At 36.4% G+C, this 25,710-nt stretch carries 25 protein-coding genes; all 25 read right to left on the bottom strand.

What is annotated here, in order from left to right; genetic code table 11:
* Positions 1-14: 14 nt before the first annotated feature.
* On the bottom strand, positions 15-488 hold the full coding sequence (locus DACSA_RS01565; RefSeq protein ID WP_198007611.1) for an IS607 family transposase: 474 nt from the start codon (positions 486-488) through the stop codon (positions 15-17).
* A 48-nt stretch (positions 489-536) separates the two neighbouring features.
* Complete coding sequence (locus tag DACSA_RS01560; protein WP_015228096.1) at positions 537-827, bottom strand: DUF29 domain-containing protein; 291 nt, start codon at positions 825-827, stop codon at positions 537-539.
* Entirely contained in the window at positions 824-1,774 is a 951-nt protein-coding gene (locus DACSA_RS01555; protein WP_015228095.1) for an NAD-dependent epimerase/dehydratase family protein, read from the bottom strand. The genes DACSA_RS01560 and DACSA_RS01555 overlap by 4 nt, the downstream gene beginning before the upstream one ends.
* A gap of 13 nt (positions 1,775-1,787) precedes the next feature.
* Complete coding sequence (locus DACSA_RS01550; protein WP_015228094.1) at positions 1,788-2,849, bottom strand: glycosyltransferase family 2 protein; 1,062 nt, start codon at positions 2,847-2,849, stop codon at positions 1,788-1,790.
* 13 nt (positions 2,850-2,862) lie between these two features.
* Positions 2,863-3,795, bottom strand: a complete 933-nt coding sequence (locus DACSA_RS01545) for a methyltransferase domain-containing protein (protein ID WP_015228093.1) — start codon at positions 3,793-3,795, stop codon at positions 2,863-2,865.
* A 377-nt stretch (positions 3,796-4,172) separates the two neighbouring features.
* On the bottom strand, positions 4,173-5,378 hold the full coding sequence (locus tag DACSA_RS01540; protein WP_232225145.1) for a glycosyltransferase family 4 protein: 1,206 nt from the start codon (positions 5,376-5,378) through the stop codon (positions 4,173-4,175).
* 65 nt (positions 5,379-5,443) lie between these two features.
* Complete coding sequence (locus tag DACSA_RS01535) at positions 5,444-6,727, bottom strand: hypothetical protein (protein ID WP_015228091.1); 1,284 nt, start codon at positions 6,725-6,727, stop codon at positions 5,444-5,446.
* Between the two features lie 85 nt (positions 6,728-6,812).
* On the bottom strand, positions 6,813-8,060 hold the full coding sequence (locus DACSA_RS01530; RefSeq protein ID WP_015228090.1) for a glycosyltransferase: 1,248 nt from the start codon (positions 8,058-8,060) through the stop codon (positions 6,813-6,815).
* A gap of 475 nt (positions 8,061-8,535) precedes the next feature.
* Positions 8,536-8,940 (bottom strand): type II toxin-antitoxin system VapC family toxin, encoded by a 405-nt coding sequence (locus DACSA_RS01525; RefSeq protein WP_015228089.1) that lies wholly within the window; start codon positions 8,938-8,940, stop codon positions 8,536-8,538.
* Entirely contained in the window at positions 8,940-9,185 is a 246-nt protein-coding gene (locus tag DACSA_RS01520; protein ID WP_015228088.1) for a hypothetical protein, read from the bottom strand. Before DACSA_RS01520 ends, DACSA_RS01525 begins: the two co-directional genes overlap by 1 nt.
* A 395-nt stretch (positions 9,186-9,580) precedes the next feature.
* Complete coding sequence (locus DACSA_RS01515; protein ID WP_015228087.1) at positions 9,581-10,045, bottom strand: DUF29 domain-containing protein; 465 nt, start codon at positions 10,043-10,045, stop codon at positions 9,581-9,583.
* A 163-nt stretch (positions 10,046-10,208) separates the two neighbouring features.
* On the bottom strand, positions 10,209-11,471 hold the full coding sequence (locus DACSA_RS01510; RefSeq protein WP_015228086.1) for a glycosyltransferase family 4 protein: 1,263 nt from the start codon (positions 11,469-11,471) through the stop codon (positions 10,209-10,211).
* 24 nt (positions 11,472-11,495) lie between these two features.
* Complete coding sequence (locus DACSA_RS01505) at positions 11,496-12,317, bottom strand: class I SAM-dependent methyltransferase (RefSeq protein WP_015228085.1); 822 nt, start codon at positions 12,315-12,317, stop codon at positions 11,496-11,498.
* Positions 12,318-12,374: 57 nt separating this feature from the next.
* Positions 12,375-13,316, bottom strand: coding sequence for a glycosyltransferase family protein (locus tag DACSA_RS01500; protein ID WP_015228084.1), 942 nt, complete (start codon positions 13,314-13,316; stop codon positions 12,375-12,377).
* Between the two features lie 169 nt (positions 13,317-13,485).
* Positions 13,486-14,346, bottom strand: a complete 861-nt coding sequence (locus DACSA_RS01495; protein ID WP_198007610.1) for a sulfotransferase domain-containing protein — start codon at positions 14,344-14,346, stop codon at positions 13,486-13,488.
* Between the two features lie 50 nt (positions 14,347-14,396).
* Positions 14,397-15,902 carry a UDP-N-acetyl glucosamine 2-epimerase gene (locus tag DACSA_RS01490; RefSeq protein WP_015228082.1) on the bottom strand — a complete coding sequence of 502 codons (1,506 nt, stop codon included), beginning with the start codon at positions 15,900-15,902 and terminating at the stop codon, positions 14,397-14,399.
* Between the two features lie 23 nt (positions 15,903-15,925).
* Positions 15,926-16,891: a dihydrodipicolinate synthase family protein gene (locus DACSA_RS01485; RefSeq protein ID WP_015228081.1), complete on the bottom strand. Its 966-nt coding sequence runs from the start codon at positions 16,889-16,891 to the stop codon at positions 15,926-15,928.
* A 10-nt stretch (positions 16,892-16,901) separates the two neighbouring features.
* Positions 16,902-17,627, bottom strand: coding sequence for an acylneuraminate cytidylyltransferase family protein (locus DACSA_RS01480; protein ID WP_015228080.1), 726 nt, complete (start codon positions 17,625-17,627; stop codon positions 16,902-16,904).
* A gap of 12 nt (positions 17,628-17,639) precedes the next feature.
* A complete protein-coding gene (locus tag DACSA_RS01475; RefSeq protein ID WP_198007609.1) occupies positions 17,640-18,335 on the bottom strand; it encodes a methyltransferase domain-containing protein in 696 nt (231 codons plus the stop codon).
* A 46-nt stretch (positions 18,336-18,381) separates the two neighbouring features.
* Positions 18,382-19,044: a TylF/MycF/NovP-related O-methyltransferase gene (locus DACSA_RS01470; RefSeq protein ID WP_015228078.1), complete on the bottom strand. Its 663-nt coding sequence runs from the start codon at positions 19,042-19,044 to the stop codon at positions 18,382-18,384.
* Positions 19,045-19,108: 64 nt separating this feature from the next.
* Complete coding sequence (locus DACSA_RS01465; protein WP_198007608.1) at positions 19,109-19,999, bottom strand: DMT family transporter; 891 nt, start codon at positions 19,997-19,999, stop codon at positions 19,109-19,111.
* 9 nt (positions 20,000-20,008) lie between these two features.
* Positions 20,009-22,261, bottom strand: a complete 2,253-nt coding sequence (locus DACSA_RS01460) for an N-acetylneuraminate synthase family protein (protein ID WP_015228076.1) — start codon at positions 22,259-22,261, stop codon at positions 20,009-20,011.
* Positions 22,262-22,349: 88 nt separating this feature from the next.
* Positions 22,350-23,063 (bottom strand): phosphoadenosine phosphosulfate reductase, encoded by a 714-nt coding sequence (gene cysH, locus DACSA_RS01455; protein WP_015228075.1) that lies wholly within the window; start codon positions 23,061-23,063, stop codon positions 22,350-22,352.
* A gap of 34 nt (positions 23,064-23,097) precedes the next feature.
* Positions 23,098-23,832, bottom strand: coding sequence for an ABC transporter ATP-binding protein (locus DACSA_RS01450; protein WP_232225143.1), 735 nt, complete (start codon positions 23,830-23,832; stop codon positions 23,098-23,100).
* A 392-nt stretch (positions 23,833-24,224) separates the two neighbouring features.
* The gene (locus DACSA_RS01445) at positions 24,225-25,316 is read right to left on the bottom strand and encodes an ISAs1 family transposase (RefSeq protein ID WP_015228074.1); all 1,092 of its coding nucleotides are present in this window, start codon (positions 25,314-25,316) and stop codon (positions 24,225-24,227) included.
* Between the last annotated feature and the right edge of the window lie 394 nt (positions 25,317-25,710).

The raw sequence follows: 25,710 nt of genomic DNA, 5'->3' as shown, positions 1-25,710 counted from the left end.
CCTCCATTAACTCTTCATTTTTGAGTTTGATAGGTGCTATTAAGAACTTCTATCTCACAGTTGTTTAGGTTACAGAACCATTCAACAAAGTCAAAGCCAAATCGACATAACCTATCCTTTTGGGCTATAACGATCTTTTTTATTTTTCCATTAGCCACTTGTTGCATTATAGATATAAACTTTTTTCTTTTGAAGTTTAATCCTGACCCTAAATCTGAGACACATTTACACTGAGGGTAGTAGCTACTAACGTATTGTCTTTGGCTCTCTAAATCCTCTTTTTGTGAGTTAGTAGAAACTCTTATGTATAAAATAATTTCTCTTTTATCTTCTTCTTGATAGTAAAAGTTCTCTAATGAAGATAATAAATACCTTCTGTGCCCCCCTGGGCTTTTAACAAATTTGATCAATCCTTGATCTGCCCAACGAGCTAAACTCTTCGGATGATAATCAAATTTCTCTTTTGCTTCTTGTGGTGTTAAATACATCTGTCTGTTTTATACCATATTATACCTATATGATACTAAATTTAGTTATTAGAAAGTTTGACTATCCAATAATAGAGCTTCAATTTCGTCTCGCTGATGCTCGATCGTTCTCAGCCAGCTTTGACTCTGTTTTTCAGGCTGGTATTGCCATTTTAGGAGGTGCATCAGCAAAACCTGTAAGCGACTGCGAAGTTGGCGCCGATCGCGTTTTCCCATGCTTTCTAATTCTTCGGCTATATGTTCCGCATCAATTTCGCTCAGCCGACCTTCTCGCAATAAGCTCACATTTTGGTTAATCCAGGCATAAAAATCTCGATCGTATTCTGTTTTTATGTTCATTTCTTCTCAAGAAACCAATCAACTGTGTTTTTCAACCCTTGATGAACTGAAAAGGGAGGCTTCCAATCAAGCGTTTTTCTAATTTTACCACTATCAACCGTAAGAGACCCTGCTAATCGATCGATGGTTTCTCCTTTCCCCAAAGGTTGAGCGATGAGTTTCAGCAGTTGAGGTGGAATCGGAATTAAAGTCGGTTGTTTCCTCATTGCTGTTCCGATTTGACGGATTAAAGCAGGAGTGGATAAATCTTCCCCATCACTAATAATAAAGGTTTGATTTCTGGCGTTAGGGTGAGTAATACACTGTGCGATCGCATCTACTAAGTTTCCCACATAAAGCAAGCTCCGACAATTCTTGATTGCACCAAAAGGAAGAGGAAGTCCTGTTTTTACCAGTTTTAAGAGGCGTTCCATATTCCCAGGATTACGCGCTCCATAAATCAGGGGAGGACGTAAAATTGTCCAAGTCATGGGATTATTTTTGCACAATTCCTTTAAGTTTTGTTCGGCTTGGAGTTTACTATGTCCATAAGGGGTATCAGGATAACAAGGGGAAGATTCAGTTAAAGTTTCTGTGGCGAGAGTTGTCATTGCACCGATCGAACTCATAAAGATAAAGTGTTTCACACCGCATTCGATCGATTGTTTCACCAGATTACTGGTAGCAACCGTATTAGTTTGATAAAATTCTGCTTCAGGATCAGTCGCCGTATCTTGAAGGATATGAGCGCGACCCGCTAAATGGATGACACATTCAACATCTGTTAGGGCTTCACTCCAGTCTGTTGTTTCGTCTATGTTGTTAATTTTGACGGGGGTTATATTTTGGGAAGTTTGAGGTGAGGGTTGGCGAGTGGTTATTTTGACGGAAAAGTTTTGCTGTTCTAGGTGTGGGAGTAAGTGGCTACCAATAAAGCCTGTAGCCCCTGTGACTAAAATTGATTTCATGTTTGCTTCTACATTACCAACCTTGTTTTTTCAATACTTTATTTCTGAAGAATTGATAGCAGTTGCCGCTTACATAGGCGATCGGCATAATAATTAAAGCCAGCCAGCAATTCCAAATTCTATTAAATAAATTAGGTTTTTCAGTCTGTTTACCTCGCCAAATTTCTTGATTAAATTTTTCTTTATACTTTAGGGTGACTCTCATACTTTCAATTAAGAAAATAATAGCAATTAGCAAGATAAGTATCAATCCATACAAAATATTGGAAGAAATAGATATTATCAAAAATATACTTAGCAATAGGATAGAAAATAAAAAAGGAATTTTAGTTCTTATAGGAGCTTTATTGGGATGCTTGCTTGAAGTTAAAAACCTAGCGCGACCATATTTGAAGTATTGTATCCATAAAGCTTTTGGGGTACTTCGGGGAGTGTACCATGCTCGAATATCTGAATTAATATAAACTGCTTGCTCTTGTTTTTTTAATAACCTTAAGTTCAATTCAGCGTCTTCATTAGGTGTTGCTTCAACATCATATCCTCTCATTTTTACTAAAGTCTCTCGCCAAAAACATCCAAGGTAAACTGTATCTGCATAGCCAGTATATTGAGAATCTCGATATCTAGCGTTTCCATTGCCCAGATAACTTTTAGATGCTAGAGCGACTCCAGATTGAAAATTATTTTTGGCAATAAATCGTTGAGAACCACCAACATTGAGGGCTTGGGTATTAATTAGATTTTTAACACATTTTTCAATATAGTCGTTAGCGTATTCAGAATGAGCATCAGCTCTTAAAAAGATGTCTCCTTTTGCTTTTTCAAGCATTAAATTAAGTGCATAGGACTGGGTTTTATTAGGGTTATAGATAAGTTTAACTTGAGGGTTATTTTCGGCTATTTGTTTAACTATATTTTGACTTCCATCTGTGCTACCACCATCAGCTATTAAGATTTCCTCTAAATCAGGATACTGCTGATGTAAAAAACTTAATATAACGGCTTCGATATCATTAGCTTCGTTATAAGCAGGAATCGCGATTGTTACTGTTGGATTATTAGTAGGATTAGTCATTTAATTTTAAAGTTTACTTATTCTTTTTCGTTACAAACCATGAGTTGGTTGTAGCAATAACTTCTTCTGATTTATTTGAAAATTCTTCATTGAGTGGGAAACCTTCATGAAGTATATCTAACAAATGTTTATCCCTCTTGGGTTTCTCCGAAAGTATATTATGATTAACTTCTTGAAACATTTTTATGTAATCATCGTGACGTAGGCGATTCATATACATGTATGAATTACCAGCTATTTTATTCCATTCCGCTTCGGAAAATTGAAGAAAATTAATAGCAGAAATAGATTTATCAGAATGAGAAAAATGATCACTATAATCAATTAGATGAACAAACAATCCTTGATCTGTTACTACCCTATTACCTTCGTGCAGAATTTTTTTAAGAATTAGCAAGGGAATATGCTCAAAAACAGTATAAGAAGTATGAAAGTCTATAGACTCAGATGGTAGCGGAAGTTGCGTTGCATCTACTGGAGACAGATATTCAATGCAACATAAATCTAAAACATCTTTTAGATTAAATTGATTTTTTGTTAATTCAAGTATCAATTGCAATCTATCATTAAAAATATGATTTTCAAATAGCTTCTCTATTTTTTGTGGGTTATCTTTAATATAATTGATATCTTGTTTAACTAATTCTTCTTTTAAGTAAGTATTGATATCTGTAGTGATTACCTTGTTAGCGCCTAATAGCCAAAAAGCTATAGGTATATTAAGTCTTCGCCCTGTTCCTATTTCGAGGAGAGTAGAATCAATAATTGATTTCCCTGAATCTTCTATTTTTTTAGAAAATTCAATACCGGCTTTTAGTCTGCTAACGGGATCAATTTTTTTTAATGAGCCGAATTTCGTTTGAATCCAGTAGTAAATTGAATGGGAAGTAGAAGAAGGAAGAAGGCTAACTATGTTTTGTATTTTTGCTTTAATTTTCCAATCCATATTAATGCTAATTTTTAATAACTTAAAAACTTAAAAAATTGGTTCAGCTAAATTTATTTTAGAGGATAAGTAACTTTTTGATTAATAATTTTTTGTGTACCATCTGTACTACCACCATCAGCGATTAAAATTTACTCACTCTGTTGATATAACCGATTCAATATAATTCTCTTCATTATATGCAGGGATTGCGATTGTTACTGTTGGATTATTATAATCGATCATCTTGATTCAACCTTTTTTGCGTTCTAAAATTAGATTGGAGCGAGTATTTTTTTCAAGATAACTCATTTACTTTTATATGCAGTAAATCGTGCAGGTTAATATTACAAAATTTATAAACTTTTGGGCTAATGGTTACTTTTTTTTGTAGTTACTTAATTTTGGATGCTCTGATCTGCACTAACTTTATTTTCAATACACTTTTGCCAAAGATCTCTATACCTCATCATATTAACATTTAGATCAAACTTACAAAGTAAATGGTGATAAGCAAGCTTTCTCATACCATTTATTTTCTGGGGATTATTAAGTATTTGGTTGAGATAATTAGCAGCAGAAGTATAGTCACCCTGAGGGACTATATATCCATGTTGTTCATGTTCTACTAATTCTTCAATGCCAAGAGTTTGAGTTGTAACACATAAGCATTTACTTGCTATAGCTTCTTTTATAACATTAGGTAAGCGTTCGCCATCATACTTAGACATTAAAATAAAAATTTCAGCCTTAGCCATTTCTTCTAAAACTTTCTCATGTTCTACATGACCATAAAACATAACAAACGGACTAAGGCGCTTGTCATTACATAATTTTTTTAATTTTTTAAGCTCTGGACCATCTCCTAAAATCACCAGAGAAGCATCAGAAAATCTCTCTGCAATCTTTTCAAAAGCTAGAATTACATCATCAAATCCTTTTTGAGGGATTAATCGTCCAGCAGTTATAAAACGTTTTGGTATTTTTTTATCAATATCAATCTTATACTTTTGAAAGTAATTTAAGTTTATACCTCTATATACAACCTCAATATTTTTAGCACCAAGCTCAAAAATTTTACTTTTATTAACTTTCGCATGTGTAAAAACTAGATCAGCTTTTTTTATCACCTCTGGAGTACATTTGTGCCAATTAACTAAATCATAAGCACCGAGGAAAATAGATAGACAAGCTTCAGGCAGCCATTGCTGAACCAAGTAACCAACTAAACAAGGATAATGACCCCAAGATAAGTGAACTATATCTGGTTTCTTTTTACAAATATTAAAGAAAATATCTAACACTCGCGGTAATAGAAGTAAACTTTTGAAAAGTTGTATAGGACTAAACCATGTTTTAGAAAACAGGAATGCTATTAAACTAAATAATATTTTAGGTTTAAAAATACCCCGTGATAGTCCTCTAAAAGAGGAAGCAATGGAGTTGTGAGTAATTTCCAAAGAATATAATCCACGTTCTTTAACGAGTCTGTTAAAGTCTTTTCTCATAGGTCTTAAGGTATGAACCGATATATTAACTCCAATAGATTGTAATGCCTTGACATCATTTGATATGAATGTTTCTGAAGGAACTGGAAATGCCATTGTTAAGTAGTAAATTTGCATATAAAAGATTGGATTACTGTAATCAAAAACTAGAATTATTTATATTATTTTTTATTAGATAAAAGAAAATAACTCTTAACAATAAAACCCATTAGAAAATAATATAAAAAAGACAATCTTATTTGTTCCGTAAAATTTGTAGAAAGATACGCAACAGGAAGACTTAAATACCAAGCAAGTATTGCCATATAAATTGTAGAATCAGTCTTCTTTCTTCGTATGATTTTAATCAAATAAAAACACGATAAAAATAAAGGCAAAAAGAAAAATAAAATTAAGGTAAGGAATCCATATCTATAAATAAAGTAAGCGTATCCTGCTTCAGGATTTTCCAGTATAGCTTTAGATGGACCGTGGCCCAGTAAGACCACAAAAAAGTTATTATTAGCTTTCTCCAAAGCTAATGCCATTAAGTTAACTCGTGTTTGACCTGTACCTAAATCTCCTTCTAATAGAATCCTTTGAATTCCAACTATTAGATAACTCAATTCACTGGCATAAAAATTATACACAATGATAGTAAAGCAAATCACTAATAATATAATCAAAGGATACTGAAATATTTTTTTTGAAATTATATTTATGTTGATATTTCTTGTATTTTCAATCAGTAAAGTTACAGGAAGAATAAGAAAAACTTCTAAAACCAAAAGGATCAACCCTGTCCTAGACTGGGTTAAAAAAACTCCTGTGGAACTAAGCAAGCATAAAACAGCACTAATCACTTTTACATGCAGTACATTGCCAGTTAAAGAACGAATAAAAAAATAGCAGAATGGCCACAGCATATAAAAACTATAGTCATATGGATTAGGGAATGGAGTAGATACTCTTTCAGTAATTATATTTTGTCTTTTGGTATAAAGAGCTGATAATGAGTCCTCAATTCTGAAATAGTGATTAATTCCCAAAAAAACGACTATGATAAAAGATAGACTTATTAATATTTTAAGATGTTTTAAATGTTCTATTTTTTTGAAAAAATAGAGAGATGAGCAAAATATAAGAGTATAAAGAACTGGTCTATGTAGTTCATATAAATCACGAAATATCAATCTTTCACTCAACAAAGTAGATGCAGAAATACTAAAGAAGTAAAAGCCGAAAACAGATATTATAATTAATATAATTTTTTTTTCTTGATCAGAATGGATTGGAATTTTAAATCTACTAAAATTAAATAAGTATAAGCTACAAAATACAATTAGTCCACCATTAATAAGAATAGCTCCTGCTGAACCTAACCTATCATAAAAAATCGGAAACGCGATTGCATAAAAAAAGATCAAGTAGATTGCTATAACTTCATGTTTTATTGAAAATGCCATTTTTTTAAAGCTGCTATGTTACTGAATTGTTATTCAAAAAAAATAAATTAAATACTTTCCTGGGATTCTGTTATCAAAAATTATGCTAACTAATTGATTCAGCACTATCACATTGTTTTTTAATGAGAAATTGATAGAGTCTTTCCTTATGTTGACGATAACAAAAAACTTCATAACATCTTTGCTTACCCGCCAAACCAATCTTTAAAGCGCGTTCAGAATCTTGCCATAGTCTTAATAAGCCATGTGCTAATGCTTCTGATGTATCTCCCGATACAATTTCAGCATGAATGCCAGGTTCTAGATACAGCGGAATATCAGGAACATCTGTTGTCAAAACAGGACGATCGGTATATAAAAACTCAGGGAGACGAGTAGGAAAAGAAGCTTCTGTAATTTGACATTTGGGACGTGGTAAGACGAGACAGTTAGCAGAGGCAAGTAATTTAAAGTAATCCTGATCTGACACTCTACCCATAAAACTTACACAGGAGGATAATATATCATCTTTTTCACAAATTGTCCTTTTATCAGCAGCATTTCCTGATAAACCATCAGTTCCTAAAATTCGCAAATGTATTGGACATCCCTTTAAATAAACAATCCTTACTGCACTTAAAAGTCTATCAAATCCATCCCCAGCTTTACAGGTACCAGCATAAATAACAGTAAATTTATTCATGGGAAGTTTTGTTTCTGAAGCTTCTACATTACTAATAATTGAACTATCAAAAATACTGGGTATAATAAAACAAGGAATTCCTTTTTTTTTGTATTTATTAAAAATAAAGGTGCTGATGGCAATTACGCCTTGACAACCTAATAAAGGTAGGTAACGAGATAACAAATCATCATAAAAAAAAGGGTTTAATCTTCCAAGTTTAAATCTTGTTGGTGGAAACCATTCCACCACATCATAAAAAAGTGAAGCCTGATATAAATGTCCAATAATTACTATTGGAAAGTAAGATATAGCACTTCTCCCATAAATTAAAATGCTATCAAATTCATTGTTTTTAACTAATCTTAAAACTCTATTCCAACCCCTTATAGTGGCTAAAATATAATTCCATATACGTTGAAATTTTGATAACTTTTGATTATTCTCTGGTTCGTATTGATTTTGACACTCATAGCTAATTCCTTCCCAATACATCTGATTTAATTCGTTCTGATCCTCTTTTCGGAATGGAATACGAGCAGTTGTAATAATATGTACCCTTACTTCTTTTTCTGTTAATCCTTTTGCGATCGTTCGCACTCTTGACGCTGCTGCACTTCCAAATGGAAATTTAAACCAACCTATAATTAATAATTTACGCTCTTCTTTCATAAAAGGGTTTAAGATTGCTGAATAGTTTTTAATATTTGAGTTTTTCTAACTGGTTTGAGTTTTCCAAGACTCGATCGCGCTTCCATCAACTTCTACATATTGTTTGACTACTACTTCGGGAGACCATAATTTAAGGGCGCGATCGCGCTTAGTTTCTATCTCTTTTTATCAAAAACTGAACAGTTTGGCTAACCATCTCGTTAAAAATGTGATTTTAGATTAGGCAACCCCATTTAGGGAAATTACGCGATCGCGCTATACTCACTCATTCTACCTCCTGCTAAATTTGACTATATCAAACCTGTTCTGGCGGTGAGACTTGATCGCGCTTTCATCAACTTCTAGATATTATTTGACTACTACCTCAGGAGACCATCATTTAAGGGCGCGATCGCGCGCTTCTTCCTCTTTAGAGTTATGGAATGGGACATTCTTGAATTGCGACCATTCCCCAAGACTCAGAGAAACAAAAAAACTATAACTCTCGCCAATTTTTTATCTGTAGATTGTCAACTCGTTCAAATTCGCGTTGGTTCGAGGTTATCATAATTAGATTATGTTGGAGTGCAGTCGCAGCAATTAACAGGTCATAAGCCCCAATGGGTTGCCCTTGAGATTTCAGCTTCGCCCGAATCTTAGCGGTTTGTTGGGCTTCTGAGATTCCAAAGGGAAGAACCGTCACAGAAGATAGAAGAGTAGCAATGATTGGTTCAACTTTTTCAGCACGTTTTGGATTTAACTCTAACCCGTAACGCAACTCCATCATTGTAATCGAAGAAATCGCGATTTCCCTCGGTGGCGTTTGTTTCAATCTCGTCTTAGTTCCAGTTTCTCCTTTAATAAAGTCGCTGATCACACAAGTATCTAGTAAGTATCGCATTAAAATAGCTTCGGTTCGCTAGGGGGAAGCAGGTCTTCACGGTAAGATTCAAAGGGGGGAAAATCAGGAATTCCTTCATAGTCGAGAATAATATCTGACCATTGGGAAGTATTACTATCAGAGTTAGATTGAGTCAGTTGATGCAGGGCTTGCAGAATTAGTGCCTGCAGGGGAAGGTTGGATTGTGCCGCCTGATGTCTTAAGTCTTGTTCTAGATCAGGAGGTAATTCGATTGTTATTTGCATTGTTTCTAACTAATGCTGTATTCTTAGATATGTTTTGGAGTTTTTTCTATTATAGGGCTACTGGAAAAGTTGCGATCGCGCTTGGTTTCTATCTCCCCTTATCAAAGACTGAACAGTTTGAGCCTCCCATCTAGCTAGAGATGTAATTTTAGATTAGGCAACCCCATTTAGGGAAATTACGCGATCGCGCTTCAAGAACTCAATCCCATACCAAATTTTACTATATCAAGGACTATTCTGGCAGGAAGACTCGATCGCGCTTTCATCAACCTCTAGATATTATTTGACTACTACCTCAGGAGACTATAATTTAACGGCGTGATCGCCGCCTTGGTTTTTGTATGAAACATTGCACTTTTTTGGCATCATCTTGCAATTACTTGATCAGAATTTGTTTAAGGTAACCAGTTTTCATTTAACACGTTTTCTAGGGGCGCGATCGGGGATTCAGGGAAATGGTCAAGGGGTAAGCCTGAGGCATCTGAGACTAATTCTCTTGCATCTTGATACAGTTCAGAAAATTGTTCTACAAGATATTTTTTTAGACTTGGACTTGCTTTTAATTCCCGCTTAATTTGTTTGCGAAAATTACGAATTTCTTTTTGCCAATGGTTTTGATTGAGTTCTCGTTCTGAATCCCAATATTTCAGTTTTAGTAGATGTTCTAAGAGTCGGGTTAATAAACTTTCTAATCTTCTTTTTTCTCGCCGACTCAAGTCAAGTACCTCATCAATTAAGTTTTTCCAATCAAGAGAATCTAATTCTCGGTTTTGTAGTTTTTTAACTGTTTCTAAAACCCAAAGATTATAATCAGTTTCATAGAGTTGCTTATATTTCTGATGAGTGAGTTCAGTTACCATAATCTATTTCCTTCTCTTGAAATCTCTGTTCTTTTTTCTTGATTTGGTTGAGCCTGTGAAAATTGAAACTTCCACCAGTTAATATGAGTACCTCGGTAAGCGCGATCGCGCTTGGTTTCTATCTTATTTCATCAAAGACTGAACAGTTTGGCAAACAACCTCATCAAGGACGATTCTGGCGGTGAGACTCGATCGCGCTTTCATAAACTTCTAGATATTGTTTAACTACTACTTCAGGAGACCATAATTTAACGGCGCGATCGCGCGCATTTTCAGACAATTTATTATATCGTTCACTATCAGCTAAAACCCAAGCAATCCCTTGAGCAAGATCATCTGAGTCAAAAGGAGTAGCAAGATACCCTGTTTCCTCATGAACAACAACTGATGGTAAACCACAGATATTAAAGGCAACCACTGGACATCCACAAGTTTGGGCTTCAGTTCCAGATTGGGGTAAATTATCCTGTCTAGATGGCACTACCGTCACATCAGCAGCACTATAGAGGAGAGCAATTGTAACTTCATCGTAAAGATGACCCATCCAATAAAGAGGAAGTCCCAATTGCGGTGGATCAAGTGGCTCTGATTGTCCAAAGACTACACCTGCCAAATCAGGGATTTGTTTAGCTAATTTAGTCAAAGCGGGCTGTAGTAAATCCCAACCTTTACGAGAATCTTTTCCCCCACCAATTGCGCCAAATAAGACCAATTTCTTATCTTGCGGTAATCCCAGTAATTGACGGGCCATCGCTTTATCCCAAGGACGAAATGTATTAATATCTAGAGCAGAGGGAATAATAGAAATCAGCCAATTTTGCATTAGAATACTATTTTTGGCACAATCCGCTAACCACTGACTAGGTGCAACGATCTGAATTGGCTGTTTCCAAGCGCGACGTTTACGATTCCATACCCAACGGTCAATATCAATTCCTCTATGATCTTTAGGTCGATTGTGGGCATCATAACCAACTCGCCAGCGAGCATTCGGGCTATCATCTCCATAGTGTTCTGCACCAGAGAAGGGCCACATATCATGTAGCGTCCAAACTAAAGGTTTTTTCAGTTTCCCAATATCTTCGACTGATAAAAATTCACTACCAACCCAGTGCAGATGGAGTACATCAGCCTCAGCAGAATTTAGTTTCTGAACTAAACCAGATGGCAGAAAAGCAGGAGAATGAATAATAGGATTAGGAGAGTTTTGGAGACCCATTAATTGTTTAGCCAATTGTGGTCTAGCAAGGTTAATTGCTTTTTGCCACCTATTTTCAGCACCATCAATTGTATGCAAGTCGCTCTTTTTATTTCCTACCTGCATTCGACTGGAAATCTCATGTTGTAGGTAGGCTTGATGTAGGCGATAAGCTGCTCGGGCAGCACCACCAGAGATATCATTAGAGGAAAGATGTAAAATTATCATTAGCTAGTGTCTATTTAGCCCGACTTAACGTTTTAAACTCCGCACTGCCTTTAGAACAGGCTTTGTCGTTTCAATAATCGGAAACATGAAGCGAGATAACTTTTCTAACCTTCTTGCTTGAGACCATCTGACTTTTTGGTCTGTTTTCCTAAAAACTTCAGCATGACGAACAGATGGAACTGTCCCTTTATAGTTACATCCTAATTTGGGAGCAATCCATTTAAAGCTATACCGAAAGTGAAAAGTTTCTGGTAGATGACATTTAATGACAGGGCGGAAACAATTGGCTGTAATCACCCTTCCACCTACTTTGGTAGCTTTTAAAAGCTCTCCAAAAACATCTAATGGGTCAGGTATATGTTCTAAAACGTCTTGTGCAATTACAATATCAGCATTCTGGGGAAGTTTAGGTGTGTATTCTAAATTGCTATATTGTTTTGCAAGGTGTTTAGCAAGTTCTCTAGGATGAGGTTCAACAATTTTAACCTCTGTTTTAGGGCAGAGATCAGCAATTTTTCTCCCTAATGAACCATATCCTCCTCCAAAGTCAGCAACTAGATCAGGCTGAAGAGTAGCAATCCATTTCGCAATATTCTCTCTGTGTTGAGCCGAAGTCGGGTCGCATTCAGTGAAGATACCATTAAGAAGCCAAACCGGATGATCATAGAAAATGCCAACAGCTTCAGTCTCTGCTGGCGTATATCCTGCACCCACTTCATCCCAGGCTTGATCCATTAGCTGCCAAATTTCTTGGAGATCCAAATCTTGGTTAGCAAATTGATTAAAATAACTAATTTCCTCTGGACTTAAGAAATTGGCATCAATTTCTTGACATAAAATTTTCATAAGTTTTTTAATTTGTCTTCATAATTTAAGTAGTAAAAGTTTAATTAGAGATTAATTTTAACTAAATGAAGGCACTATTCGTCTTAATTGGGATTTAATATACCGATTCCAATTATGTTTAAAGTGATTTTTCTCTGTCCACCTATCTGCTTCATAATCTCTGATTACGTTTGATGGGTGAGACAAGGGAAAAGTTAGGGACTCAAGAGGTAAAGTTGATAATTTATGGCTACCATTTTTACTTTTTGTATGGGTTGCATTTTCATCAAAACCAATATTTTTAACTAGGTTAAGAGCAGGTAATATAGTCAGTCCGCTTTGAGCCCAGCAAGAAAATGTCCAGCGATAAGCCCAAGAGTCGACTTTTTGAGCATAGGCTTGATCAAAAATACGAGTCCAGTAACGCTGGAAATTGCGATTTCCATCACCAATAGTTAACAACCAATTAGTATTGCGTAACTTTGGCCACTGGCTCATATCATGATCATAATGTTGCCAAGCACGTCGCCAAGTTGCCCAGCCCCAACAGTGATTGTAGCGACTAAAAAAGTAGCTATAAGGGGGCTGGTGAGCTTTACCAGGAAAGTGGTTCCCCGCAATGACCATAATCCGTTCATCATCACGGTATCGATTTAGCAATTCTTCCACATAAGGAAAGAAACTGGCATCTGGAACACAATCATCTTCTAAAATAATGCCCTCTGATTCATGTTCAAAAAACCAATCAATTGCGCCGCTAACAGCAACTCTACATCCTAAATTCTCCTCTCGAAATAACGTTTTTACATCGCCATCCCAATTGATATTGCTGATTACATAATCTCGAACTTCTTGAACTTTCTCCGCTTCTCCTACACGATCTGGACGAGGACCATCAGAAGCGATATAAATACTACTAGGTTGAGCTTTACTAATTGCTTTTAAGACTTCCTTAGTGGAATCTAGTCGATTAAAGGTAAGTAAAAGCACTGGGGTTTTTAGTTTTAAATTACTTTCCAAAACTTTTAGGCTTTTCTAGAGTAGCTAGAATTGATTGTAACTCATATTTATTTTCGGAACGCTATGTTACCTTATCCTTCGGTGAATCAAATCAAAGATTACACGGAGGGATTCTAGCTTCACAGCTAAAACTTCCTGCGTCGCACTTATCTAAGAAACTACTCATATTTTAAATGGGAAAATTCCAGTAAGATAACACTTCAGCAAATGTTTCATTAAGTTTTTGAATCGTATCTGACTCTAGCTCTGTTAAATATTGCTGGCTCAACCCTGAGCGTTTATGTTGCATAATATCTTTATTTTGTTGGACGGGAGATGCTTCATTAGCAATTTCCTGAATTTCTTTTTCGGGAACATTAACTTCTAAAAAATCAGCAATTTTTTGAATGAAGCGAGTCGTATCATCCTTAAACTCATCATAGGTTAAATAAAGGTGAGTGTCTGAAGTTTCTAATAATTCACGATACTTATCATACAAAGGTAAGAGCCAATTTATAGCTGCTTCGCAAGCATAATTATCTATTCCTTGCTCTCGAATTTTTACCCTTGTTTCATTGAATTTTTGCTTTTGTTTTTCCGCTTTAGGTGTTTTGTGGCTATAGCCAAACGAATAATAACCTGATACTAATACGTCTCTCGGATCCCGCAAAAAGAAAATGTGCTTAAAGTTCTCTCTTCCAGGAAAATCTAAAGGTCTTCTCTGAGGAGCATAAATTTCACCTTTTGTCTTATATAGTCGATCATAGGCTTTCTCTAGAAAATCTTCGTAAGGACTACCAACATCAATCTGATTACCTAAACTCCAGATAGCTGAAGAATAATTTTTCAACCGGTAATCACTATTTTTCGTGATACAACTTAATAATTTATTTACAAAAACTGAAGCGCATTTATGAGTAGTATAAAAAATTACGGAGGGTGGTTTACGTAAAAGATTATAAGCTTTAATAATTTCTTTTTGCTCTTGGCGATTTTTAAGCATCATTATCTTACTTTTAAGAAATCTAGTAATATTGATATTTTTTTGCATTTTTTACTGGATTGATAATTAAAAATTAAGTGCCTACTAATCCATTCTATTTAGATATTATCAGTGATTAATTTATTGAGAGTATTTTTAGCTAAATCTAGATCAGTTTCAATATAAGGTGTTTCTTCTTTCAAGGAACTAGGATCAAGTTTTTCATTAAGTTTGATCAATACTTCACTTGTTGTCTCACTATAGCTAAATTTACCTTCATTGATATATTGTTGGTAAATTTGTAACCCGGTCGAATGAATAATTATTGTTGGAACTTGAAATAGTAAAGCTTCATAGCATACCGAAGACCAGCAAGTTATGTGATTATGAGAATGCTTAAGTAAAGCATAAAGAGGGACGCTAGTAGATTTTTCGATTTCAAAATTATTAATACCAAATTGGTTTAAGTAGTTTTTAATTTCTTCCAAACGATTTCTTTGAAGTGGATGTAGCCGCACTAGCCATATCCAATTATCTGATGACTCTAACATCGCTTGGGCTAAAAATTCAGGAATTATTTCAGTTAACTTCTTAAATCTCTGTAGAGTAACTAAAATTACTTTCCTATATTTATTATTTAAAGAAGAAATGAAATTATCTACGTCTGAACCTAGTTTATATCCCTCTCCATTTATCCAGTTTGCAAGCCAACAATTACCACCAACAATCGGTTGATGACGATTACAGAATTTAGGATGCCACTTTTCAATGTTTTCCTTTGACTCTTGACCCCACGACCAAAAATAGTCTGGAAGAAATTCATAGCCATCTTCAGGAATTTGCGTCCAATGAGTGTACATTCCATGATATTTACCTTGTTTTCCATGTTGAACCTCAATAGTTTTTATATTTAATTTCTTACAAGCACTAATTAATGCCATTGCCTGTAGGTAATAATAACAAACTAAAAAAAGTTGACTGGGATTAATCTTTGACAAAATATTAAAATAAAACAATTCATATTGCCTGATTAAGTAAATTTGATTGAGGAAATATTCCTCTTTCAATTCAATCCCACTGGCTTTTAGAGCCATTTGTTTGAATCCTTTAAAATTTTGAATAGAGTTAGACTGAAGAGGTTTTAGAAAATTGAGAAACTGCTTTAAAACTTTAGTTTGACAAAAACGGGGATTTTTTTCTGAAGTTAGTTTATTTGTAAATAACTCTAATTTCAAGTAATCAACGTTGGGAATTGTTTCTATTAATTGAATTATGGGATCAAGGTGGCGATTGATCAATTTGCCGTTAATTAAATCGGTGTGATCTTCCGCCCTTGAAAAGAAAACGACATCAACAGGAGAAGCATTCCTAAGTTGAGAATTTTGCTGATATTCTGAAAAGGGTGGAGAGAAGTTAAAAACTCTTTGTTTTAGAGGTCTGAGATGATTTTTAACTCTAGCTAGCCTTTGATTACTGCTCATAAAGTTATTATGAGGCTGGCAAACTTGCTTCCAAATTGCTTGTCGAATTAGTGGCCAAACTTTAATCCCTTCACATTTTAGAGAATTGACATCAAATTCTTTTTCCAGTGTTGTAATAATTTCAATTGCCCGTTGATAATCCATTAATAAAGTCGCTTTTATCTTCTTTAAATTGATGTATATTGACTCAATTCCTCAATGGGTAAACGTTCTATTAAAGCCTTGACTTCTTGATACTGCTCCTCTGGCAACTCTTGTAACGGCATTCGATCGCGCCGCGACATAATCCCTCTAGCTTGGAGAGCGGCTTTAATCACCAAATGCCAGCCCAACTGATTGACACCTTCTTCAAAGAAAGGCACCTCAATTTTATCAATGATTTCTTGGTATTTCTGGACATTTCCTTCCTGATAATAGTGATAAAATAAAACTTCCAAACGAGGCTCAAATACGCCAATACCATCTAACCAGGCTTGACAACCCATTTCTGAAAAGCGCAACCACTGGCGAAGTCCACCCCCAGAAATAACAATTGCCACGCGATCGCGTATTTTTTCAATAACAGCACGGGAATAGTCATCATCCTTAGCATCTTCTTTCACGGCAATAACATTCGGAATATCGGCAACGCGATCAAGCAAGGAAACTGGCCACTTTACAGGAGGTCCACCATAGCCATTGAGAAAGGGCATTTCATGGACTAGAACCCCAATTTCTACCGCATCAGCAATCTTTTTGTAGTGATTGTAAATTTGGTCTTCAAAATAGAACCTTTCTCGACAGATAATGGAAATTAAATCTGCCCCAATATCCTGAGCGTGTTTGGCAAACTCAGCACTGACTTTGGTGGAACAGTGTAAGGGATCAGCAACAATCGCGATGTTATTGCTATCTATCCCTTTCACCGTTTTTGTCACAAATTCATTCAGTTCTTTGATTTCGTCCCAAGAGAGTTGGCTGTAACGGCTGTTATAGCCCATTACATAAAAAATACGCCCACCTGCGTTATAAATTTGATTGAGGTACTTTTCTAAGGTAGGGAAATCAATTTCCTCATCTTCTTCTCGAAAGGGAGTCAGGATGGAGAAAACAGGACCGTGAATTCGTTTCCGTAAAGCCGTCAGGTCTTTCATAATTCTTTCCTTAATTATCTAATTGATAAGCTCCCTGTTTCAAGAGAAACTCAGCGTAGTCTAAGTCGGTTTGGTCATCAATATCCACGGAAGCTAATCTTGACATCGGATAGCCCTTAACTTTTCCTTTCCAAAAGTTTTGGTTCACCAAAAAAGACTGCCACCAAGAGATATAAAACCCACCATTAGGACGATAAATCAGTTTTTGATCTTGAGAGCGAGTATCTCCTGTAATTAGAGGACAGGGATTAAATACAGGCGTAATTAATTGATTTTCCTCTAAGGTGACACTGAGTTGAGGCGGAAATTCGTATGTCGTCAAACTGACCACTGAATCAACATCAGAGGTTAACTGTTCAAACCCCTCTTGAATATGTTTTGCTTGACGAAAGGGTGCAGTGGGGAGAAGTAGAGCAATTACATCATAGTTGTCTTTCAGTTCTGGACGTTCTGCAATCTCACAGACTAACTCTAATACTTTTACCTGATCCCCAGCGAGTCGGGCGGGTCTTGCTTCTGAATCCACTTCTTTGTACTGGCGACCTACCTCTAAAATTGCTTCATCATCTGAAGACACCATAATTTTAGTAAAGCAACTACTTTTAATAGCTGCTTCAATGGTATACGAAATTAACGGTTTTCCTTGGATGGGCTTAATATTTTTGCCTGGTAATCGCTTTGATCCACCGCGAGCAGGGATAATCGCTAAGGCATTTACATTATTGGAATCAGTCATAATGTCTCTTGTTCATTCTTTTTGAGAGAGAATAAAATAGTGAAATGGATTGGGAGAATGAAATTTATCTAAAATTTTCAGTTTACATGATTCTATATCTTGTAATATTCTTTTTAAAGGGAAGCCTTTTCTTCCAATTTCCCAGTAATGAACTGCCCAAGGAAATTCCTCCATATACTCTTTCCTGTATTTTCGATTAGGAAGATTAGTTGGTAAATAAAAGTCAATTTGTTTTGTTTTTCTCTTATGTTGCCCATGAGAAATATTCAACTTAATGCTAAATCCTTTACAGGAACAAGGAAGGCTTATTAAAACATATTTTTTAGAAAGCTGAGCAAGAGTTGTAATATTTTTTAGCAACGATTCGTATGGGAAATGTTCTAGGACTTGACAAGCACAAGTTAAATCATAACTCTGAGTAACTTGATTAGGCTCTAAGGATGAAAAATCTGCTTTTATTGTTGGTTCATTAGCATCCTCAAAATCAAGGGTATGATACTCATATCCTATACTGCGGAGATTTTTGGCAACAAAACCTTCTCCAGGACCTATTTCAAGTACACTATTGACATCCTGCAATTTGCTTATAGTTTGCATTTGATATAAATATGATTCTGAGTGTGCTTTTGTCAGAAACTTTCCCTTATTGATTGATTTTTCATTTACCACTCTATCAAGAACTACAGGGGGGTGAGGTTCGTCAAACATTTTTATGGAACGATTATATGATGACATAGAGGCTTCAAGAGTTAGTTTATTTTTTTACAATATAACAGGGAGTCATACAAAAAGGAAATTTTTTAATTTCAATATCTTGTTCTGCAAAATACTCTTCTACTGCTTGATTTTCTCCTGGGAAAGTACCATAGTCATCCAGAATTAAAACTCCTCCTTTAACAATTTTAGGATAAAGATGTTCCAAAACTACTTTTGCCGGTTCATAAACGTCTGTATCTAGATTCAAAAGGGAAATTCTTAATTCAGGATTTTTGTTTACATAATCGGGAACAGTTTCCATTACATTCCCTTCGACTAATTCGACAAACCTATCAACTCCTTTATGTTCTAGTATATGATGCAACTGCTCCTTAGAAATACTTTCACTTCCTGCATTTCTGATAAATTTCTCTCGGAATGATTGATCCTCTATAAATTCAGTTTCAGGAAACTCACCAAAGGTATCAAAGCCAATAATCTTTTTTGAGTAAGGATTGCTGAACAAGTCTCGAAATGTAGCAAACCGAGCTAAAGAGACTCCTTTAAATACACCGCACTCAACAATTGCACCTGGAACTTCTTGCACCATTTTATAAAGCTCATAATGAGCTAAAATTTTGCTAATGCGGTTAATGCCACAAGACAAGTAAAAGTTATTTTCATATTCAAAGCTACGATTAAAATCAGGCAATTCTATCATTTTAATAATTTAATGAAAATAGAAACAGTTCAGAAAAATCAATAAAAATTCTGAAATCTTAGATTTAAGACGTTTTTTGCAAGAAATATTGCCAAACAAAACTAACTGATCCAATTAAAATTATTATTCCTCCCATTAGTTCTTGTGAAGTAGGAAATTGCTGTAAAAAAACAACTGCTAAGACGAGAGCAAACAAGGGCTGTAACATCAAAACAATCGTTGATCGCGACAATTCCCAATAGCGATAGGAATTAAACGTGCAAAGGAAACTCAAACAAGGTCCAAGGAATGCTCCAAGTAGCGTTACTCCCCAATAGCGACTTTCTATATTAAAGTTAACCCCTCCTGAAAAAATTGTCCAGAGCGCGATCGCGCAGGTAGCAATACTCATCCGATAAAAAACCAGAATCAATGGAGAAACATTCTGAATATTGGTTTTGGCGATAAATAATTGTAAAGCTGTTGCCAGACTAGCAAACATAATTAGAATTACTCCCTCGCCAATCACTTCCCAACGTCCAAATGCACTCCAAACGCCACCAAAGGCAATTAAGATAATGGAAACTATTTCTCCAACGAAAAGACGTTCTTTTAAGTAAAACAGACTCAGTAAAATAACTAAGACTGGTTCAAACCGTTTGAGAAAAGCGACAAAAGTCGGATCAAGAATGGCTAACCCTTGCCACCCTACTAACATACCCACTCCTGTTAATAATCCCATCAAAAGAAGGGGAAATAGAGAAGATTGAGGAACAATTAAAGTGTGATGTTGTTTTGTCAGATAAATAATGGTCATAGTATAGAAAGTTGCTACACTACACCAAACCAAACTAAACGTAAGCGGATTAAACCCACTGAGCGCATATTTAGCCGTCACAAAATTGGTCGAAACCAAAAACGTTCCCAGTAAAGAAAAAAATAACCCTTTACGCGCACTTGGAGATAGATTTGACAAAAACCGCAACTAAAATAACCCTTCTAAACGTTCCAAGGCAATCCAAAAACCCTCTCCTTCATTTTCGTGTCCTTGCCAAATTTCGGGAATAAACAGTGCATTCTGGGCAACCTTGGCTAAAGTTTGGCTTAAATGATGAAAATCAATCTCTCCTTCTCCAATTTGTAATCCTTCCCCATCTTTCCCTTCTGAATCAGCAATATGGAGGTGTGCTGTATATGCTCCTACGGTTTCCACAAATTCTTGAAATGACCACTTGTAATGATTACAGGCAAGTTTAGAGTGAGAAATATCTAAACAAATCCGATATTGATGATTAGCGCAAAACTCTGCGATTTCTTGAGCATCTACAAACAAATTATGATAGCGTTGCCCGCCAAAATGCCACGGAAAAGGTGGCATCGTTTGCGGAATAATTTCGACTCCTGCGGTATCTAATTGAGAGAGGCTTTTTAAGAGAAGTTCGTACAGTTTCTGACGTTCCGAGTGATGCAGATGAAAATCGAAAGTAAATCCACCGATATTGGTAACAATACAAGGGCGAGTCGCTTTCTTGAAATAGGGCTTTAAGGTGCGAGTAATGTTAATGACGCGCTGGAGTTCTTGAATTGAGTATTGACGATACTCTTCATCTTGAGAACAGAGATCCAGAGTATGATCCCCTGCAAACAGTTCTGGACTATGAACCACTAAATCAAGATTGTATTCTCCTTTCAAATAATCCTCAATGCTTTCCTCCATATCTTTATAGCTAAGGTGAAATTCCAGAAAATCAGGATTCGTTTTACTGAGAATTTTTTCAAAATCGTGATAGCGGACAGGAAGCCCCCAAGCTCTTTGAAAGTGATAGTTTCGGGATTGTACTTTTTCTTCTTCTAAATCGCTAGGATAAAAGAAATCTCCCGCTTGCAAGGGGCGTTTGGCAGTTTTGCCAATTAAATCTTCTCGACGGTTAGGCTGTAACCCTCGACCAGGGCTTTTCACTTCAATCATCTCCGCAGTGATAGTATCTCCAATAGCCAAATCGCAATTAACCACAAGACTTTTGGCGAGATTCACCCGATTCATCATCTCCCCTTGGGTGACACGGCGATCGCTGTCTGTCCCTAAAGACTCCTCAACTTGCCGAATTCCTTCTATCATCGTTTGAAACTCATGGGGAAGTAAACTCACTTTATGATCATTGCCTTCCATTGCCCGATCTAAAGTAAAGTGTTTCTCAATCACTTTTGCCCCTCTTGCCACAGCAGCGATCACGACATTAGTCCCTCGTTCATGTCCAGAGTACCCCACAGGACACTCACCAATCGTTTTTAGGCGATCCATGTATTTGAGATTAATATCTTTAAATGGCGCAGGATATGTCGAATTACACTGCAATAGAATGTACTGTACCCCCAAATGTCGCAATAACTGTACTGATTCTTGAATTTCTTGTTCTGTGGACATCCCTGTCGAACAGATCAAAGGCTTATTGGTTTTTGCTAAAGCCGTTAAGAACTCATGATTGGTTAAATCAGCCGATGCTACCTTATAAGCTGGCATTCCGTAGGTTTCAAGGGCTTCAAGACTCCCTTTATCCCAAGGCGTACACAAGGGCAAAATTCCTTGTTCCTGACAGTAATCAAAAATTTGGAACATCTCATCTGTTGTCAGTTGGAAACGAGACAGTAGATCGAGGGTATATTGTGTTCCTAAATTTTCTTTAGCATCGTTAGCCTCTCCTGCATTTTGATAGAGACTGGTCATGTCGCGCATTTGGAATTTTGCACAGTTAGCACCTGCTGTGACTGCTTCATCAACCAGTTGTTTAGCAAGTTCAAGGCTTCCGTTATGATTAATCCCAATTTCTGCAACGACGAATGTAGGAGATGTTTCGCTAATTAAAAAATTGCTAATATTAATGCCTTCATTGGATTTACGGCGACGCGCGACCGCTGTTAGATGCCCGTGCTGGTCAATTATGGGAACATAAAGCACCTTCTCTAGATAGGATTCTATTTTTTGGGGCGGATCATTTTGAAAAGCGTAAAGATAACTCTGATTGGCAATTTCAGAAACAGCTTGGCTGAGATCAGCATTTTCTTTTTGTTGGGTTAGCCAACGGATGATGTCGCCATTGGTGAGCAATCCTTCTAGCTGTCCGTTTTCACTAACACAGAAAATAATCCGCCCTTGATTTTCTTCAATTTTTTTCAGGGCGTTAAGAATACTGTCTTCTGTAAAGATAATATAGGGTCTGAGATTACGATCTATAATCATTTTTATTGATTTAATAACACTTAGATAGCTTTAGAAAGGTTCGGCATTAGCACAAAAATTACTGTGGATAACATAAATAAAATTGTGTTTACTGAATTTCACTGCTTGGATAGATATGAAGACCGCATTCAGTCTTTCCCCTTTCTCGCCAGCGACCGCTACGTTCACTTTCCCCTGCATAAGTGGGAGTCGTCAGGGGTTCATCGCCAATACTGCTGTAACCCTGATCATGCAGTGGATTATAAGGAACTTGATGTTGATCAATATATCGCCAAACGTCCCGATAAGTCCAATTAGCAAGGGGATTAATTTTCATGTAACCTCTGGGATCTTCTTCCAAAATGGGCAGATTTTTACGAGTGGAAGATTGATCTCTGCGTCTTCCCGTAATCCAAACTTCAGCCTTCAGTTCCTTTAAAGCGCGTTCTAAAGGCTGAATTTTAGTCAAAAAATGAAATCGATCAATGTCATTTTTCCAAAGCTCTTGTCCATAAATTTGGGCAAATTCCTCTCTCGATTTTATCCCTTTGGGTTGATAAATTCGTAAATCAATTCCATAGTGTTGTTTGATTTGATTGGCTGTTTGCAAAGTTTCAGGGAAATGATGTAAGGTATCAATAAAGATAATGGGAATCGAGGAAGAAGGCTTAATTTCTCCATATAAGAGAGCAACGGTTACGGGTAGGCTAGCAGAAGTCGTTACCACCATCTTGTCTGGGTCAAATTGAGATAAAGACCAACTTAAGATTTTTTGTGGGTTCGCCTCTTCTAAGGATTGAGAAATTTGGTTAATCCGTATCATATGAGCTTGATTCTAAAATTGTATTCTGGCTTCCCTAACTTATCTTTGCCATCCTCATAAAATTCTTATTCCGATCGCGCAACTCTTCATAACTCCCCTGATCAACTACTTTCCCTCGCTCCATCAAATAAAGACAATCACAATTTTTAACCGTTGTCAACCTATGAGCAATCATAATCAAAGTTTTCTCCCCACTTAACTTCTCTACCGCCTCCATAATTCCCGCTTCCGTCTCATTATCCAAAGCCGCCGTTGCTTCGTCCATCACCAATACCTGTGGATTATGATATAACGCCCGCGCAATTCCCACCCGCTGCCTTTGCCCGCCAGATAGTCTAACTCCTCTCTCACCAACTACAGTATCTAACCCTTGAGGTAATCTTTCTACTAATTCTTGGAGTTGCGCCGATCGAACCGCTGACCAGACTTGTTCATCAGAAATCTCTTCTTCTGGAATGCCAAAAGCGATGTTTCCCCGTAATGTATCATCACACAAATAAATACTCTGTGGGATGTAACCGATTTGATTTTGCCATCCTCGCAACCCCTGCTGAATATCTACCCCATCCACTAATACTTTCCCCTCAGTGGGCTGTAATAATCCTAAAATCACATCCACTAACGTTGTTTTTCCCGCCCCAGAGCTGCCAATTAACCCCACCGATGTTCCTTGCGGGATTTCGATCGAAACCTGATTTAATACTTGTTCCTCCGAATTAGGATAATGATACGAAACCGAATCTAACCTTAACTGAGTTTTTAGTGTCAAATATTTTCCACTAATTGTTCGATCCCCCCTAACCCCCCTTAATCAAGGGGGGAAATGAGTTCAAGGGGAGAACAACTGATTTAGGATTACTAGATTATTTCTAATTTCTACAGAGAGCAAAGCCAACTGCTATACAAGTATAAATATTGGATTAACTTCTGCTCCCCCCTTTTCGGAAGGGGGGAATTAAAGGGGGGATCAAATATTTTCCACTAATTGTTCGATCCCCCCTAACCCCCCTTAATCAAGGGGGGAAATGAGTTCAAGGGGAGAACAACTGATTTAGGATTACTAGATTATTTCTAATTTCTACAGAGAGCAAAGCTAACTGCTATACAAGTATAAATATTGGATTAACTTCTGCTCCCCCCTTTCCGTAAGGCAGGGCTGTTTCATTCTATCAAAATGGGTAGTAGCCAAAGCCTCTCTCCAAGCCATCTTCGGGCTTCAGTAACTGATAAAAAGCCTAATAGTCTGAAAAGATTAAGACAAATGGTTTTTAATACTGAAAAGTTGACTGCTGACTGAAGATGGTGTACCGGGGAAACATCTTCAGAAAAAATAACATCTTTAACCCAATGTAGTTGGTTCTCAATTCCCCAATGTCCCTGAATCTTTTTACTAAAATTTTGAGCCGTTTGGTAACAACTACTTAAATAATAAACAATTTGATGATAAGGCTTATTTTTTCGAGTGCCTTTCCTTTCTACTTTGATAAAACACTGACTACTGATCCAAATTTCTTGAAGAGTTTCTGGAATTCTAAAGACAGATACGGTTCGAGTAACTTGTCGTCCGTGACTCGTTTCTGTTCGAATATCTTCCTGATCAGAAATCTGATTATGAGCGATTTCTTCTAAACGGTTGTACAATTTCGGTTGATTTTTCTTCACCGCAATTACATAATCATTACGAGAGCGATTAATCGTTTTAATTGTTTCTTTTTGACAGTGAACTGCATCCAGAGTCAAAACTTGATTTGATAAAGGCGTGTTATTCACCATCTCTCGAACACAGTAAATTTCTGAAGTCTTTTTATTCTCTAATTTTTCTAGAGCTAAAACTAACCCATTGTCCTGACTAAACCAAGAGACAATTGAAGCAAAATTCTGCTTATTTCCGTAGGTATCAGTTAAAGTTGACTTAATACTTTTACCATCAATCGCGATCCAATTAGAAAGTTCATCTGGGGAAGATAATTGAGCAGCCCATTGGTTAAAAACTTGAATTAAATCATTATTATCTACTCCCATCATGGCTCTTCTAATTGTTGAATAAGATGGCGACTTTAGCTTAGGAGATTTTCCTAAACGAGTGAGGTAGTAATGCTTATTTTTTCCAAAGGCAGCTAAGTCTCGGTAACTTAAGTTACCCATCATTAAACCAAGAATAACAATGAAAAGTACCCACCATAGGGGATGTCTTTGTCCACTGCGATCGCGCCAGTCCTTGACTTGTTTTAAGTAACTGATTAAACTAGACATATCAGAAATTTTTCTAGAAATGCGCGATCGCGCTACTGATTTATTATCGCGATCGCGCTTTACATTTACAATTTTACCCCGAGAATGAAACAGCCCTGCCTTAATTAAGGGGGGAAATGAGTTCAAGGGGAGAACAACTGATTTAGGATTACTAGATTATTTCTAATTTCTACAGAGAGCAAAGCTAACTGCTATACAAGTATAAATATTGGATTAACTTCTGCTCCCCCCTTTCCGTAAGGGGGGAATTAAAGGGGGGATCAAATATTTTCCACTAATTGTTCGATCCCCCCTAACCCCCCTTAATTAAGGGGGGAAATGAGTTCAAGGGGAGAACAACTGATTTAGGATTACTAGATTGTTTCTAATTCCTACAGAGAGCAAAGCCAACTGC

This window comes from Dactylococcopsis salina PCC 8305 (assembly GCF_000317615.1).
Taxonomy (GTDB): Bacteria; Cyanobacteriota; Cyanobacteriia; order Cyanobacteriales; family Rubidibacteraceae; genus Halothece; species Halothece salina.
The sequence above is the reverse complement of the archived record's forward strand: the minus strand, read 5'-3'. Positions and strand labels throughout refer to the sequence as shown.

What these genes read in the sequence shown, in the direction of transcription:
- DACSA_RS01565 (WP_198007611.1), bottom strand. Translation starts at nt 488, where the DNA reads ATGTATTTAACACCACAAGAAGCAAAAGAGAAATTTGATTATCATCCG.
- DACSA_RS01560 (WP_015228096.1), bottom strand. Translation starts at nt 827, where the DNA reads ATGAACATAAAAACAGAATACGATCGAGATTTTTATGCCTGGATTAAC.
- DACSA_RS01555 (WP_015228095.1), bottom strand. Translation starts at nt 1,774, where the DNA reads ATGAAATCAATTTTAGTCACAGGGGCTACAGGCTTTATTGGTAGCCAC.
- DACSA_RS01550 (WP_015228094.1), bottom strand. Translation starts at nt 2,849, where the DNA reads ATGACTAATCCTACTAATAATCCAACAGTAACAATCGCGATTCCTGCT.
- DACSA_RS01545 (WP_015228093.1), bottom strand. Translation starts at nt 3,795, where the DNA reads ATGGATTGGAAAATTAAAGCAAAAATACAAAACATAGTTAGCCTTCTT.
- DACSA_RS01540 (WP_232225145.1), bottom strand. Translation starts at nt 5,378, where the DNA reads ATGGCATTTCCAGTTCCTTCAGAAACATTCATATCAAATGATGTCAAG.
- DACSA_RS01535 (WP_015228091.1), bottom strand. Translation starts at nt 6,727, where the DNA reads ATGGCATTTTCAATAAAACATGAAGTTATAGCAATCTACTTGATCTTT.
- DACSA_RS01530 (WP_015228090.1), bottom strand. Translation starts at nt 8,060, where the DNA reads ATGAAAGAAGAGCGTAAATTATTAATTATAGGTTGGTTTAAATTTCCA.
- DACSA_RS01525 (WP_015228089.1), bottom strand. Translation starts at nt 8,940, where the DNA reads ATGCGATACTTACTAGATACTTGTGTGATCAGCGACTTTATTAAAGGA.
- DACSA_RS01520 (WP_015228088.1), bottom strand. Translation starts at nt 9,185, where the DNA reads ATGCAAATAACAATCGAATTACCTCCTGATCTAGAACAAGACTTAAGA.
- DACSA_RS01515 (WP_015228087.1), bottom strand. Translation starts at nt 10,045, where the DNA reads ATGGTAACTGAACTCACTCATCAGAAATATAAGCAACTCTATGAAACT.
- DACSA_RS01510 (WP_015228086.1), bottom strand. Translation starts at nt 11,471, where the DNA reads ATGATAATTTTACATCTTTCCTCTAATGATATCTCTGGTGGTGCTGCC.
- DACSA_RS01505 (WP_015228085.1), bottom strand. Translation starts at nt 12,317, where the DNA reads ATGAAAATTTTATGTCAAGAAATTGATGCCAATTTCTTAAGTCCAGAG.
- DACSA_RS01495 (WP_198007610.1), bottom strand. Translation starts at nt 14,346, where the DNA reads ATGCAAAAAAATATCAATATTACTAGATTTCTTAAAAGTAAGATAATG.
- DACSA_RS01490 (WP_015228082.1), bottom strand. Translation starts at nt 15,902, where the DNA reads ATGGATTATCAACGGGCAATTGAAATTATTACAACACTGGAAAAAGAA.
- DACSA_RS01485 (WP_015228081.1), bottom strand. Translation starts at nt 16,891, where the DNA reads ATGAAAGACCTGACGGCTTTACGGAAACGAATTCACGGTCCTGTTTTC.
- DACSA_RS01480 (WP_015228080.1), bottom strand. Translation starts at nt 17,627, where the DNA reads ATGACTGATTCCAATAATGTAAATGCCTTAGCGATTATCCCTGCTCGC.
- DACSA_RS01475 (WP_198007609.1), bottom strand. Translation starts at nt 18,335, where the DNA reads ATGTTTGACGAACCTCACCCCCCTGTAGTTCTTGATAGAGTGGTAAAT.
- DACSA_RS01470 (WP_015228078.1), bottom strand. Translation starts at nt 19,044, where the DNA reads ATGATAGAATTGCCTGATTTTAATCGTAGCTTTGAATATGAAAATAAC.
- DACSA_RS01460 (WP_015228076.1), bottom strand. Translation starts at nt 22,261, where the DNA reads ATGATTATAGATCGTAATCTCAGACCCTATATTATCTTTACAGAAGAC.
- cysH (WP_015228075.1), bottom strand. Translation starts at nt 23,063, where the DNA reads ATGATACGGATTAACCAAATTTCTCAATCCTTAGAAGAGGCGAACCCA.
- DACSA_RS01445 (WP_015228074.1), bottom strand. Translation starts at nt 25,316, where the DNA reads ATGTCTAGTTTAATCAGTTACTTAAAACAAGTCAAGGACTGGCGCGAT.